The 13,941-nt window shown below is 50.7% G+C and carries 14 protein-coding genes; all 14 read right to left on the reverse strand.

Going from position 1 to position 13,941, the window contains the following annotated elements:
- Positions 1-75 precede the first annotated feature (75 nt).
- On the reverse strand, positions 76-1,287 hold the full coding sequence (locus WBG83_RS11315) for an ROK family protein (protein WP_336745124.1): 1,212 nt from the start codon (positions 1,285-1,287) through the stop codon (positions 76-78).
- Positions 1,280-1,822, reverse strand: a complete 543-nt coding sequence (locus WBG83_RS11320) for a chromate transporter (RefSeq protein WP_336745125.1) — start codon at positions 1,820-1,822, stop codon at positions 1,280-1,282. The genes WBG83_RS11315 and WBG83_RS11320 overlap by 8 nt, the downstream gene beginning before the upstream one ends.
- A 435-nt stretch (positions 1,823-2,257) precedes the next feature.
- Complete coding sequence (locus WBG83_RS11325) at positions 2,258-2,995, reverse strand: RecX family transcriptional regulator (protein WP_336745126.1); 738 nt, start codon at positions 2,993-2,995, stop codon at positions 2,258-2,260.
- A gap of 215 nt (positions 2,996-3,210) precedes the next feature.
- Positions 3,211-4,263, reverse strand: coding sequence for a recombinase RecA (gene recA, locus WBG83_RS11330; protein WP_336745127.1), 1,053 nt, complete (start codon positions 4,261-4,263; stop codon positions 3,211-3,213).
- Positions 4,264-4,532: 269 nt separating this feature from the next.
- Positions 4,533-5,777: a competence/damage-inducible protein A gene (locus tag WBG83_RS11335; RefSeq protein ID WP_336745128.1), complete on the reverse strand. Its 1,245-nt coding sequence runs from the start codon at positions 5,775-5,777 to the stop codon at positions 4,533-4,535.
- Between the two features lie 40 nt (positions 5,778-5,817).
- The gene (gene pgsA, locus WBG83_RS11340) at positions 5,818-6,396 is read right to left on the reverse strand and encodes a CDP-diacylglycerol--glycerol-3-phosphate 3-phosphatidyltransferase (protein WP_336745129.1); all 579 of its coding nucleotides are present in this window, start codon (positions 6,394-6,396) and stop codon (positions 5,818-5,820) included.
- Positions 6,393-7,721 carry a 30S ribosomal protein S12 methylthiotransferase RimO gene (gene rimO / locus WBG83_RS11345; RefSeq protein WP_336745130.1) on the reverse strand — a complete coding sequence of 443 codons (1,329 nt, stop codon included), beginning with the start codon at positions 7,719-7,721 and terminating at the stop codon, positions 6,393-6,395. Before rimO ends, pgsA begins: the two co-directional genes overlap by 4 nt.
- Positions 7,722-7,960: 239 nt before the next feature.
- Complete coding sequence (locus WBG83_RS11350) at positions 7,961-8,122, reverse strand: hypothetical protein (protein ID WP_336745131.1); 162 nt, start codon at positions 8,120-8,122, stop codon at positions 7,961-7,963.
- An 86-nt stretch (positions 8,123-8,208) separates the two neighbouring features.
- A complete protein-coding gene (locus WBG83_RS11355) occupies positions 8,209-9,081 on the reverse strand; it encodes a helix-turn-helix domain-containing protein (protein ID WP_336745132.1) in 873 nt (290 codons plus the stop codon).
- A gap of 34 nt (positions 9,082-9,115) precedes the next feature.
- Complete coding sequence (locus WBG83_RS11360) at positions 9,116-9,877, reverse strand: DUF3388 domain-containing protein (RefSeq protein ID WP_336745133.1); 762 nt, start codon at positions 9,875-9,877, stop codon at positions 9,116-9,118.
- A 303-nt stretch (positions 9,878-10,180) separates the two neighbouring features.
- A complete protein-coding gene (locus WBG83_RS11365) occupies positions 10,181-10,432 on the reverse strand; it encodes a DUF3243 domain-containing protein (protein WP_336745134.1) in 252 nt (83 codons plus the stop codon).
- Between the two features lie 105 nt (positions 10,433-10,537).
- Entirely contained in the window at positions 10,538-11,290 is a 753-nt protein-coding gene (gene ymfI, locus WBG83_RS11370) for an elongation factor P 5-aminopentanone reductase (RefSeq protein WP_336745135.1), read from the reverse strand.
- Complete coding sequence (yfmH, locus tag WBG83_RS11375) at positions 11,287-12,570, reverse strand: EF-P 5-aminopentanol modification-associated protein YfmH (RefSeq protein ID WP_336745136.1); 1,284 nt, start codon at positions 12,568-12,570, stop codon at positions 11,287-11,289. Before yfmH ends, ymfI begins: the two co-directional genes overlap by 4 nt.
- A gap of 4 nt (positions 12,571-12,574) precedes the next feature.
- Positions 12,575-13,864, reverse strand: coding sequence for an EF-P 5-aminopentanol modification-associated protein YfmF (gene yfmF / locus WBG83_RS11380; protein ID WP_442955827.1), 1,290 nt, complete (start codon positions 13,862-13,864; stop codon positions 12,575-12,577).
- Positions 13,865-13,941 lie beyond the last annotated feature (77 nt).

Here is a 13,941-nt window from a genome sequence, read left to right on the forward strand (position 1 = left end):
GGCGAATGAAAAGTATATAGAAATATACATGATTATTTTATCTGTAAGAAAAGAAAATTGTCAAGCGAAACGCAATTATTGCATGCCGCTGAGCGCTTCCAGCACCATCGCGGCGGCCCCTAAAGCCTGAGCCCCCTCCGACAGCAGGCCGCGGTTGAAGACGACTTTGTAGCTCGGGTAGTAGTACGTATGCTCAAGGGCTGTCTGAATCGCCGTATCATAAAACAGCTCATTGCTGGACACGAGCGGGCCGCCGACAATAACCTGCTCGGGGTGCAGTGTATTGAGCAAATTGGCCAGCCCAATGCCGAAATATAAGCCGGCCTCGGTAAAAATATGCGTCGCCAGCGGATCATCCAGCCGAAGCGCCTCCAGCAGATGCGAGAAGCGGACCTCCTCCGGCCCCCCGGCCAATTCAAGAAGTATACTTTTCCTCCCGAGCTTGAGCGCGCTTTGAGCCTGCTGCTCCATTGCATATATCGAGACGTAGGATTCGAGACAGCCGAAGCTGTTTTGGCGGCCGCGATGAGCCACTCCTGTGGCCTGAACAATCATTTGACCGATGGCCCCCTCCGTGTCCACCGCACCGTACACGATTTTGCCCCCGAACATAATGGAGGAACGAAGTCCTACACCGGCGCGCACGTACAGCAGGTTCTGGACATCCTGCAGCGACTGGGCCCAGCATTCCGCCAGAAGCGCCGTATTGGCTCCATTATCGAGGAGGACCGGAATCTGCAATTGCTGCCGGAAAAAATCACAAATGGGCACGTTCCTCCAGCCCGATGCCGAGAAATAAAGGGGCTCCAGAATCATCCCGTTTTTACGATCAAGCGGGCCGACAGCACCGACGCCCATCCCGATTAAAGAGGCCGCCGGTATAGACAGTTTATCCAAAAGCGCATGAATTTTTTCCGTCACACTTTTAAAAAACACTTGCGGGCTCATCTGTTCATCCATCATCCATTCAACGGCATCCAGCGTGTTCATATGCATGTCGCATACGATTAGCCGGGAGCGAGAACGTGAAATATCCAGACCGAGCGCATAGCCGTACTGTGCGTTGGTCCGGTATAGTATGGGCCTTCTTCCGCCGGTCGACTCGCCATAACCGCATTCTTCAATCAAACGGTTCGCCTGCAGCTCGTCCAATATACGGGTCAAAGTACTGACTGTTAATCCGCTTAGCTCAATCAGCTCGATTTTGGATACAATGCCCCCCTTGCGGATAAAAGCATAAATTTGCTTGGCCTTGCCGCCGGGAATATGCAGATCCAGTTTATCCATAAACAGCCGCCCCTATTAATCCTGAAATGAGTATCACCTGCAGCGGATGTGTCCGGAACCGGAGCATCGCCACAAGTGAAGCCGCAAAAATGAGAAGCATGAGCACCGTGCGCCCCGTTAATGCTTCAAAAGTAATCATATTGTTGGACATGGCAAACCGGATGGCCGCGTAAACAATCATGCCCGTTATAATCGGACGCAGCCCGTAAAAGGCGGACTTGACCAATTTGTGATGATGCACCTTATAAAAAAACGCTGCCGCAAGCACGACGATAAGCAGCGATGGAAGTATAATCCCGATGGTAGATATAATGGCGCCTAAGGTGCCTGCAGTATGATAACCGACAAAAATCGCGCTGTTGGTCGCAACCGGGCCAGGGGACATCCCCGCCACTGCGATGGCATCGGCGAATTGCTGCTCATTCATCCAGCCATGGTTGATCACCTCATGCTGAACCATCGGAATCATTGCATAGCCGCCGCCAAAGGATACAAGACCTATTTTAAAGAATGTGATAAATAATTGCCATAGCATACTTGGTTCCCCCTGCTGTCCCGTCTCCGAACGAAGTTGTTGTTGTGGTTTATTATACCTTACTTTTTCTCATTTCGGAATAAACGTTTGTTCCATTCGGTAATTCCAAGCGGAATAGAAGGGATTTGGTCGCCATTACAGGGCATTTTCTCATTCTTTTTCGATAACTTACAACCACAACGGATTTAAGTTGCAATGGAACTTGTTATTTCCTCTTGATTCTTTTTTCAGTCTGGAGAAACCGGAATCTGGCGGATCGTATGAGGCAACTAAGAGCCGAGAAGCGCCGTGGCAGCAGGATTTTATCATCCATTCGAGGCTTTGCCTTGAGTCAAATGCGATGAAAACATGAACGAAGCCGTCCGTTTTGAGCGGGAGAGCCGCTGCTTTGTGAAGCATAAAAAAACCTGCTCCCACTCTACATGGAAACAGGCCTTACTCCTCAAAAAAGCTCGTTTCGCCATCCGCTTCGCCTTCTACCGGGTATTCCGATACGACCTTACGCAATACTCGGGATACTATCTGGGAGGGAAAACCCTTTCGCATCAGGAATGCTCCCACCTTCTGCCTGCGCACCCGGGCCTCGTCCTTCATGACACGCCATTTTTTAACGGCCAGCTCGAAGGCGATCTCCATCTCCCGCTCTTCGTCAACCTCCTCCAGCGCCGCATGAATATGCTGTCCGGAAACTCCTTTTTGTTTCAGCTCCTGCCTAATCCACAGCCGCCCTTTTTTTTGGCTGTAAATTCGGTGCTGTGTCCATTGGACAGCGAAATCGGCATCATTAATGTACTGTCGGCCCCGCAGCCGCTCGACAATCTCTTCAGCCGCCTCCGGCTCTACCTGCTTGCGCAGCAGCTGCTGGTATACCTCAGCGGCGCTGCGCGGCCGTCTGCCAATATACCTTATGGCTTCCTTGTAAGCCGTCTGCAGGGTATCCTCACGCCGTATAGCGCGAAGCTGTTCTTGGTCCAGTACAGTTCCCTGCATCAGCCGGAATTGAATGCATACCTCTTCATCCACCTCTAGTACCGGCTCGCCGTCGAGTGACAGCAAATATTTTCCTTTTGGCTTATGCAGCCGCTCGACTCGGGTAATTACATACGATCCTGTTGTCCCCGGCTGTTCTCGAAATTTCTTGTCCTGATCCCTGTCGTCTTCCTGCTGCGTCATCTGAGTCCCTCCTTCCATCTGTTGTTTCATTGCTTGTTTTCATTGCTTGTTTTCATTGCTTGTTTTCATTGCTTGTTTTCATTGCTTGTTTTCATTGCTTGCACTCGCGCTGCTCCCCGCGCACAGCGTGTCGAAGCAGGACGGTAGTCAGCCGCATTCAAATCAGATAAAATAGCCGTACCCTAGTGAAAGGTACGGCCGTGAATGAGGGCTTCTTATTCAGCATCCGGATCGAAATCATCATCGTCATCCTGATTGCTCAAAGCAGCAGCTGTTGCACCAGCTACATTGCTTGCTTCGCGGATCTTGTTCTCAATGACCTGAGCGATTTGCCCATTTTCTTTCAGGAATTGCTTCGCATTCTCACGTCCTTGACCAAGACGCTCACTTTCAAAGGAGTACCAGGCTCCGCTTTTGGCGATAATATCCATCTCGGAACCAATATCGATAATGCTTCCTTCTCTGGAAATTCCTTCGCCGTACATAATGTCGATTTCCGCTTGCTTGAATGGCGGCGCCACTTTGTTCTTCACAACTTTAATACGCGTACGGTTCCCGATCATGTCGTTTCCTTGTTTGATCGTCTCAATACGGCGGACATCCAGACGGACGGAGGAATAAAACTTCAGGGCGCGTCCGCCCGGTGTAGTCTCCGGATTGCCGAACATGACGCCAACCTTCTCACGAAGCTGGTTAATAAAGATGGCAATAACCTTTGATTTATTAATCGCACCGGACAGCTTACGCAGCGCTTGAGACATCAGTCGAGCCTGCAAGCCGACGTGAGAGTCTCCCATATCCCCTTCAATCTCCGCCTTAGGCACTAAAGCCGCTACGGAGTCTATAACGATGATATCGACCGCGCCGCTGCGCACGAGAGCTTCTGCAATTTCCAGTGCCTGCTCGCCTGTATCCGGCTGAGACAGCAGCAGCTCATCTATGTTAATGCCGAGCTTTGCTGCATATGAAGGGTCAAGCGCATGCTCAGCATCGATAAATGCAGCTTGTCCACCGATTTTTTGTACTTCCGCAATGGCATGCAGCGCTACAGTCGTTTTACCCGATGACTCAGGCCCGTAAACCTCGATAATTCTACCGCGCGGGAATCCGCCGATACCAAGAGCCAAATCCAGTGCCAGGGAGCCGCTTGAAACGGTCTCCACCTGCATGTGAGTGGATTCGCCCAGCTTCATAATCGAACCCTTACCAAATTGTTTCTCGATACTCCGCAATGCCGTTTCCAGTGCCGCACGACGATCAGCTACCAAGACATTCACTTCCCTCGTTTATAGTAATAGGAACACTCTTTCGGTTTCTTATAGGTATATCATAACGCGTTTTACCTGTTTTGCCAAGAGTTATTTCGAACATACATTCGCTTTTTTTGACTCGTGACAATAAAAAAACCGTAACAAAGTATTCTGACTCTGTTACGGTGCTTCCGTTAACTGTATTAAGTATAGCTTATGCCCATCATGATGCGCAAGCGTTTCTTTCGTTCGCCTATCCCTGTCTCCTTGATGCTGCGGGCAGGCGCTTACCTCGTTTTTCCCCACAATAAATAAAGCGCCTGCCGGGCCGAGCGAAGCTTGATTGCATCCCGGCCCCCGCCGAATTGAAACTCTGTCGCATACGTCTCAAAGCCGGGGCCGGCCAAGCCGATATAAACCAGACCAACCGGCTTGTTTTCCGCTGCCGCCGGGCCCGCTTCTCCCGTAATAGAGATAGCATAATCCGTACCGGTAATTTGGCGAATCCGGTCGGCCATCATCACCGCGCATTCCCTGCTGACAGCTCCAGGCGCCCCTTCCCCCTCCAGCAGAGCGGACGGAATCGACAGCAGCGTCTCTTTCATCTGATTGGAGTAGCAAATCACCCCGCCCCGGAAAACCCTTGAGCAGCCCGGCACTGACGTCACCATGTCCCCGAGCAGTCCGCCGCTGCAGCTTTCAGCCACAGACAATGTAGCGTTATTCTGTGCAAGTTGACGCACCAGAGCCGCCTCTAGAGGAATATCCTCTTCGGCAAATAAATGCTGGCCGACACGGCTTCGTATCTCCGTCTCGGTAGCAGCCATTTTGAGCTGTGCCTCCGCTTCGTTAGACGCTTTGGTCGACAGGCGCAGAGCAACCTCGCCTTCCTTAGCATACGGTGCAATCGTCGGGTCCTGCTGCCCGGTAATCAAATCCAGCAGCCGATCCTCCAGAGACGATTCCCCGATTCCGGCGAATTTGAGCATTTTGGAGAACAGCGGCCGCTCATCCCCCATAACCTTCTGTATCCATGGGGCAGCATAGGATTGGAACATAGGCTTCATTTCCTTCGGCGGCCCCGGCAGCAAAATATAATGTGTGCCGTCCTGCGTCAGCGCCACGCCCGCAGCCTGTCCTGTATCGTTCGGCAAAGCCTCGCTCTGCTCCAGTATGTACGCCATCCGCTTGTTGCTCTCCACCATCGTAATGCCGCGGCTGCGGAACTGGTTTACGATGTTATCGAGCGTCGGCTGATGGAGAACGAGTGTTTGCGACAAGAAGCGAGCCAGCACATCCTTGGTCAAATCATCCTGCGTCGGGCCAAGTCCGCCCGTGCAAATAATCAGCTCCGCCCGGGACCGGGCCGCTTCAAGTGCCGCTGTAATTCTGGCCTCGTTGTCCCCGACAACCGTTTGAAAGTATACGTCCACGCCAAGGGACGCCAGCTCCTGGGATAAAAACTGGGCGTTGCTGTTCACAATTTGTCCGAGCAGCAGCTCTGTACCAACCGCAATAATTTCCGCTCTCATGGCTTCTGTCCTCCCGACATACAAGTTAAGCCCTTATGATTTAAGCCGAGTATTGAATCAGATGCTTATTTTTTTGGAAATAGTCATAGCCGGAATACATCGTAATGAGCGCTGCCGCCCAGCTGGCATACAAGTCAAACTTGAACGGGATGAAGGTAAACGGAAAATTATTAAGCAGCAGTGCAATGATAGCCGTAATTTGAACTCCCGTCTTCCATTTTCCCCATTTGCTGGCGGCGATGACCTGCCCTTCCAGCAGCGCGATTTGTCTCAGCCCGGTGACAGCAAACTCACGGCTAATGATAACCACTGCAATCCATGCGTCCAGCTTGCCCATTTCCACCAGAGAAACGAGCACCGCAGTGACAAGCAGCTTATCCGCCAGCGGATCCAGCAGCTTGCCGAGGTTGGTAACCAGCTTGCGCTTGCGGGCTATATAGCCGTCCAGGCTGTCCGTGCTCGCCGCCACGATGAAAATAAGCACAGCTACAATCTGATTGTACGTGATGCTGAAATGTTCAATTTTAATCGGGGGTAAATCCAAATTAATGAGCAAAAAAAACATAATGATAGGCACGAGAAAAATCCGTGCCATCGTAATGCGGTTGGCTAAATTCATGCCAATCCCTCCCCGGATAAGTCGAACTCGAAAGCATGAGTTATCCGAACCTTTTGTATTTGCCCAATGCCAACGGTACAGCCGGTCACGAACACTTCTCCGTCAATCTCGGGGGCGTCGTACTGCGTGCGCCCGATGTATACATCATTACGCCCGTCATAACGCTCGATGAGCACATCAGCCACAGAGCCTACCCGGCTGCTGTTGCGCTTGGTTGCAATTTCGCGTTGAATTTCCATTAGTGTATTGGCACGCCACTCCTTCACCTCATCCGGCACCTGATCCGGCAAACGGGCGGCAGGCGTGTCTTCTTCTTTGGAATACGCGAATACGCCCAGGCGGTCAAACTCAACTTTTCTGACAAACGCACACAAATCGTTGAAATCCTCTTCCGTTTCTCCCGGAAAACCGACAATAAGCGATGTGCGCAGCGCTACATCCGGATTACGCTTACGGATTTTGAGCAGCAGCTCAAGGGCATCCTGCTGACGGCCCGGACGGCGCATCCGCTTCAGGATACGATCCACGCTGTGCTGCAGCGGCATATCAACGTAATTGCAAATTTTCGGATTGGAAGCAATGGTTTCAATAAGCTCGTCCGTGAAAAAGCCTGGGTATGCATAATGCAGCCGCACCCAAGCAATACCTTCCACCTGGCTGACACGATTCATCAGCTCAGGCAGCATAAATTTGTCATACAAATCGGTGCCGTAATTGGTAGAGTCTTGAGCAATGAGGCTGATTTCGCGGACGCCTTGCGCGGCAAGCTGCTGTACTTCATCTACCACCGACTCCATGCTGCGGCTTCGGAACGCTCCGCGCATAATCGGGATACTACAGAAAGTACAGGCATTGTCGCAGCCCTCTGCAATTTTGACGTAGGCAGTATAACGAGGCGTAGATAGCTTACGAGGCAGCTTCGCATCGTAGTTGAAAATCGGATTTCCGACCATAACCGGCTTGCTGCCCTTCAGCGCTTCGTCGATAATATCATTAATATTGTGGAAGTCTCCGGTACCGACAATCCCGTCAATCTCCGGCATTTCCTCCATAAGCTCCTGCTTGTAACGCTGGGTCAGACAGCCGGAAACGATCAGCGCCTTCAAATTGCCGGTTTGCTTCAAATCCGCCATATCCAAAATCGTATTCACCGATTCCTCTTTGGCCGCATCGATAAAACCGCATGTATTTACAATAATAACCGTGGCTTCCTCTTTGTCATCCACCAGCGTGTAGCCACGTCCGTCGATAAGACCGGACATAATCTCGGAATCCACCAAGTTTTTCTCACAGCCTAATGTAACCACTTTTACTTTTTCTGACATACTCCACAATCCCCCAATGTATTTCCAGTCCCTGAACTTTATCCTACCAAGTATAATATAACGAAAAAAAGGTGTCAAAACGCACAAAACCGGTTAATCCGCTTGGCGATTACGGAAAAACCGTCTTACGGCATGAACTGGTGCCGTCATGAAAACGGCAAGCAAGAGAAAAGAGTCGTCCAAAATACAAAAAAGGCACTCCTTATCCAGCAAGGAATGCCTAGTCCTAGCACTGATGCTTAGCGGCTGACCGCAGGGTGCCGGAACATATCGAGTATGCCGAGCACAATATGAGCCAGGCCAAAGCCTAAAATCCCGTATCCCCATGCATCAGGCGTTAAATACCAGCCAAGCAAGCTGACCACGACGCCAAGACCGGCTACAATCCAACTGGTTGTCACGTAAGCTCCTCCTTTACTGTCCTGCGCTGTCTATAGATTCCCCAATAGAAGCAGTCAGTATACAGAAATTCCGGTCTTACCGCGCTTTAGGCTTTTACCAGATCAACCTGAATATTGATAACCTGTACAGTTTCCGGAACCGGAATTGGCGAGCCGTTAACCTTCATTTCTACAGCCAGCGGCTTGCCCAGCCGGATCCAAAGCCCGTCCGGGGATTTCCATGTGGCAATTTCCCCGTTTTTATATTCTTTCTGTTCGATTTCCGCCCCGTTAGCATTGCCATGCTTGACCCACAGCCAGCAGCGATCCCCGGTGACCTTCAGTTCAATTTGCGCAATCTCTGCTTTGGAAACCTTGTATATGTATGTTTGTCCTTTTTGCTCTGCAAAAACGACCTCTGAGTTTGCTTCTGTCTTGTCCTGAGGCGGATTCGTAGCTACAGGCTGCGGTGAAGCCCCGTTGCCGCTGCTTTGCGTTCCGGATTTCGCCTCCTCCGGCTTGGCCGATTCCGGTGATGGCGTTTGATTCGTCAGCCGCTCATTTTGACCAACCAAATGATCCGAGCTCTCCTCGTGAGTGATGCTGATGAAATAGTAAATAATACCGACAATTAACAAAAGGAACGACCACAGTAAAATGCTGGAGGTCCATTTTCCGATCCGGTCCCAATTTCTCGAGGTTGCTCGAACACGCCGTATCGGCTCAATTGTCTGCTCTGCATCGGCTGACGGGATTACGTTCCTGTACAGCCGAAGTACCTCTTCCGGCTCCAGCCCTACGGCCTCCGCATACGTTTTGATAAACGCCCGCACATAGAAATTGCCGGGAAGAATCTTGTAGTTCCCTTCTTCAATGGCTTCCAGATAACGTTTACGGATTTTGGTTGTTTCTTGCAGCTCATCAAGAGACAATCCTCTTTCAGTCCGCGCCTTTTTTAATAGCAGGCCTAAATCCGACACCTGTTGTCACCCCCGTCCTTTGCTGCTGATTTCATTAAAACGGTTCATCATACGTAAAATTGTCGTATGTAATTTCCTCATCCGGCGTATTACGCAGCTCCACAAACACATTGAAGTCATCATAAGTATATTCTGTTTCCCGCATGAAAATATCAGGATGCTCAATAACCTTTGTGACCGGCATTTTCATAATTTCCTGCAAGAGGCTGTGATGTTTTTCGTTAGAACGGACAGTGGAAATAATACCGTCGATAATAAAAATATTGTTCGGCCCCATCTCATCCTCGGAGAGCTGACTCCGTACGGTTTGTCTGAGCAGCGTGGAGGAAACGAAGGTCCAGCGTTTGTTTGAGCACACACTCCCCGCAATAATCGATTCCGTTTTGCCTACGCGAGGCATTCCGCGCAAACCGATTACCTGGTTGCCTTCCTTCTTGAATATTTCACCTAAGAAATCCACCAGCAGCCCGAGCTCGTTCCGTACGAAACGGAAGGTCTTCCGGTCATCCGAATCGCGCTCAATATAACGGCCGTGACGGACAGCCAAAATATCGACCAGGGTCGGCTCTCGCAGCTTGTTTACCGTAATGTTATCCACTTTTCTAAGCATTTTGCCGAGAAGCTCGATTTTTTCCTCGTCGTTGGTTTGGAGCAGCAGCCCCCGTGTCTTATCCTCAACACCGTTTATCGTAACAATATTTATATCCAGCATCCCCATCAGAGAAGCAATATCTCCAAGCAGACCGGGACGGTTTTTGTAAATCTTGTATTCCATATACCACTGTCTTGTTTCCACTGTCACACCTCATCCGTATTAGAAAATTGACTCTCCCAACTATTCTACAATTTTCGCCATTCTCCTCCTGTCTTCTATATAATTTAAAAATAAATGAAAACAAAGCCCCCCGCAAAAAGGAGGCTTTTGGGCCATGTATGTCAGATGCGCGGTTACAATTCCCGCCTCGGGCCGGGAGGGTCCGCCCGCCCAGGCGGATTTGTATCATTGTACATGATTTCAAATCCGTCTGCAAAGGCGCGCGGTATATTCTCAGCCTTATGCTCAGCCCCATCCCGTCCTTCAGCTTCTTCTTTTGCGAGCCTAGGCTTCGCCTACCAGACGAACCATCAGCTTGGCAAGAGCTCTGCGCTCCTGCTCGTCACCGACGCGCCACAGCTCTTGAAGCAGACGCTCTTCTTTATTCTCCGGATCTACCTTATCGGACAAAAATTCACCGATTTGGAACGCCATCTTGGCTATCGTCTCTTCGCTCATTCCTGCTTTTTCCGCCTGCTCCAGACGTTCATGCAAAAAGTCCTTCCATTTTTCAAAGCTTTTCAGAACAGTTGCCATCGGATGTCCTCCCTAGGTTGTGGTGGTGGAACATTCGATAATATGCGCCACTGCCGTTGAAGTTATTCGCGCTTGCTCTGGTCTGGACTAAAGCTGCATTGGTCCCTAAGTATGCCAGCCCCCGTTGGGGCTAATAATTTGGCCTGTAATGTAGCCGGATTCCGGAAGCGCCAGGAAGTAAACCAGCGCAGCAATTTCATCCGGGTGGGCGAAACGGCCGACCGGGATTTCCTGTGCCAGGGCTTCCTTTTCCTGCGGGTCAAGCCTGCTGTTCATGGATGTGTCCACGGCCCCCGGCGCAACCGCATTCACGGTGACTCCCGAGGGAGCCAGCTCTTTGGCCAGCGCCTTGGTAAAAGCATTCATGCCGCCCTTGGTCGTTGAATATATCACTTCGCAGGATGCCCCGGACAGCCCCCAGATGGAGGATACATTAATAATCCGGCCGTATTGCTGACGAATCATAGCCGGCATAAAGGTTTGCGTAACCAAGAACATTCCCTTGAGGTTGACGCCAATCAGCTCATCCCATTCTTCTTCCTTCACATCCTGCAGCAGTCCGAAATGGGCGATACCTGCATTATTGACCAGTACGTCCGGAAGCATACCAAGCTGCTCCAGCTTTTCGTACATTCGCACAATTTGTTCCTTGGAACGAAGATCCGCTCGGATAGTCATCACTTCGGAATGATGTGCAAGGCAGGCCCGGGCCACTTCATTAGCGGCTTCATGCGAATTCAAGTAATGAATGACAATCCGGAACCCCGCCGAGGCGAAGCGCTCCGCAATAGCCGCCCCGATTCCGCGGCTCGCTCCCGTAATTAATACGGTCATTTCTTGTAACGATTTCGAATTCATTTCGGACTCTGCACAATAGAAACCGCAAGCTGGTTCCAGTCAAAATGCTCCCGCATCCGTGCGTTTACCTCTCCCAGTGTAACCGACTCATACAGCGGCAAAATTTGAAACAAATCCATGCCGCGCAAGTAATACTTCGAATATTCGCCCGCAATAGCTTCCGGCGAATTCATCATCCGGAGGAAGCCGCCAATTTTTTTTCGCCGCGCTCGCTCGAACTGCTCCTCCTTGAAGCCTTCGTTTACAAATTCATAAACCGCCGTGCGAATACGCTCCAGCAGCAAATCAGGGTCCGGCGTATCCCCGCCGATCACCGAAAACGCATAATTTTCCGTAATGTTATACTCATGGCCGAAGCCGTCGGTAATGAGCTGATCGTCATAAAGCTGCTGATACAAATCCGAGCTGGAGCCGAAAATCATATCCAAAACAAGCTTCGTTTGCAATTCCCGCTTCAACAGGTCCTCGCCTTTTACATGGACCGCCTTCTCCTTAAACCCGAACAAGCATTTAGGAAGCGAAACGGGTAAATTCATTTCAATCATGGATTTATGTACCAGGGGAGGCTCCTTCGGATAAATGCGGCTGATTTCCGGCGCCGGAGCGAACGTTTTGCCCGCCTGGTTTGCCCGTATCGTCTCCATCATTGCTTCCGGCTCAATACCGCCGACGACAAACAGCAGCATGTTGCTCGGATGATAGAACGTGTGATAGCAAGCATACAGCGTTTCCTTCGTAATATGGGAAATCGATTCAATTGTCCCGGCAATATCAATCCGGATCGGATAACTGGCATACATGGCCTCAATCAGACCGTAGTATACGCGCCAGTCCGGGTGATCCCGGTACATATTAATCTCCTGGCCGATAATGCCTTTTTCCTTCTCCACATTCTGATCTGTAAAATATGGATTTTGCACGAAATCAAGCAGTGTATTCACATTTTGGGAAATGCGGCTTGTTGCTGAGAATAAGTACGCCGTCCGGTCAAAGCTGGTATAGGCGTTCGCAGAAGCGCCCTGGGCGGCGAACACGGCAAATATATCGCCCTCCGGTTCCTCAAACATCTTATGCTCCAGGAAATGGGCAATCCCGTCCGGAACACGGTGCGGAGCCCCTTCCTGCACCTGAAAATGATTATCTACCGAACCGTACCGGGTTGTAAATACGGCATACGTCTTTTGAAAGCCGTGCTTCGGCAGCAAAATGACTTCCAGACCGTTATCCAGGCGCTCTCTGTACAGCGTTTCCTGCAGCCGTTCGTTCGTTATCGCTTTCATATGCTCAGCCCTCCTTCTGATCCCGCAAGAAATAAATCGTATCGAGTTCCACCCGGTTGGCCGCTTGAACAATTTGTTCTGTTTGCAGCTTTTCGATCTCCTCCAGGAGGCTGGATGAAGTCCGCTCTTTTCCCGACAGCACACGATTGAAATCCAGGGCGATAATCTCAAAGGCCGAGTCCTGGCTTTCCTTCAGCTGATTGGTCAGCATCGCTTTCGTTTGCTGAAGCTCCACAGTGCTGATTTCCCCCTCACGCATCGCTTCCAGCTGCTTCAGAATGATGTCCACCGCTTTCTCATAATTCACAATTTCAATGCCGGATTGGAGCGCCAAAATCCCTTTATGCCCATCCAGACGCGAGGAAGCGTAATAAGCCAGGCTTTCCTTCTCCCGGACATTGATGAACAGCTTCGAATGAGGATAAGCGCCAAGTATTCCGTTATAAAGAAGCATAGCGGGATAGGAGTCGTCCTCATAGGTTGTATGCGCGCGCAGCCCCATATTCAGCTTTCCTTGATTCACCTCAAGGCGTTCCACAACCCGGTGTATCTGGCTTACCGAATGGTGATCGCGAACCGGCTTGTAAGCCTCAGGCGCTCCCTGCTGCTTCGGAAATGCCGCTTCCACAATGCCGCGCACTTCCTCCAGCGTCGTATCGCCGACAACATAAATATCGAAATTGGCCTGCTCCAGCCATCTCTGATAGCGAGAATACAAGCCGCCTGCATCCAGCAAGGGCAAATCGCTAATTTGACCGAGCGGATTCAGACGGTACGCTTCATTCCGGCACATCTCCTCCAGGCAGCGTTCTGCGGCATACCGGCCTTTTTCATTAATAATCGCTTCCAACCGTTTCTTTAACGTTTGTTTCTCCGCCTGCACGTATTTGTCCGCAAAATGTCCGTTTTCCAGCAGCGGCTGTGCCAGAGTTTGCCCCAGAAACCGCAGCCCTTCGGCAAGCAGCTTATCAGACGAGGACACAAACTGGTCGTGTATGATATCCATACGGAATTGTACGATTTGGTAATTGCCGCGCTTATAAATATCGAAGCCAAACCCGGCTCCGTACAGATCGTCAAGCTTCTCCCTGAATTGGCGTGTCTCCGGGTAAACCGCTGTTCCCCTGCGCAAAACAAAAGGGGTTAATGCTGTAGAGGTTGTCGTGCTTTCCTCCAGCGGCAATCCGGCGTATACGGAAATCGCAAACGTCTTGAAGCGATTCGTCGGCATGACATGAAGCCGGAGATTTTGAACATTGCAGCGCTCGAATTGCTGCCCTTGTAATGTAGTCAAACCACCATTCCCCTTTCATGAGGCACAATTATAACCATTATATTCCTTCGGAAACAAAAGAAGCAACCGATCTGGCT

The sequence above is a fragment of the Paenibacillus sp. y28 genome, from assembly GCF_037137075.1.
Lineage (GTDB): Bacteria > Bacillota > Bacilli > Paenibacillales > NBRC-103111 > JBBBNV01.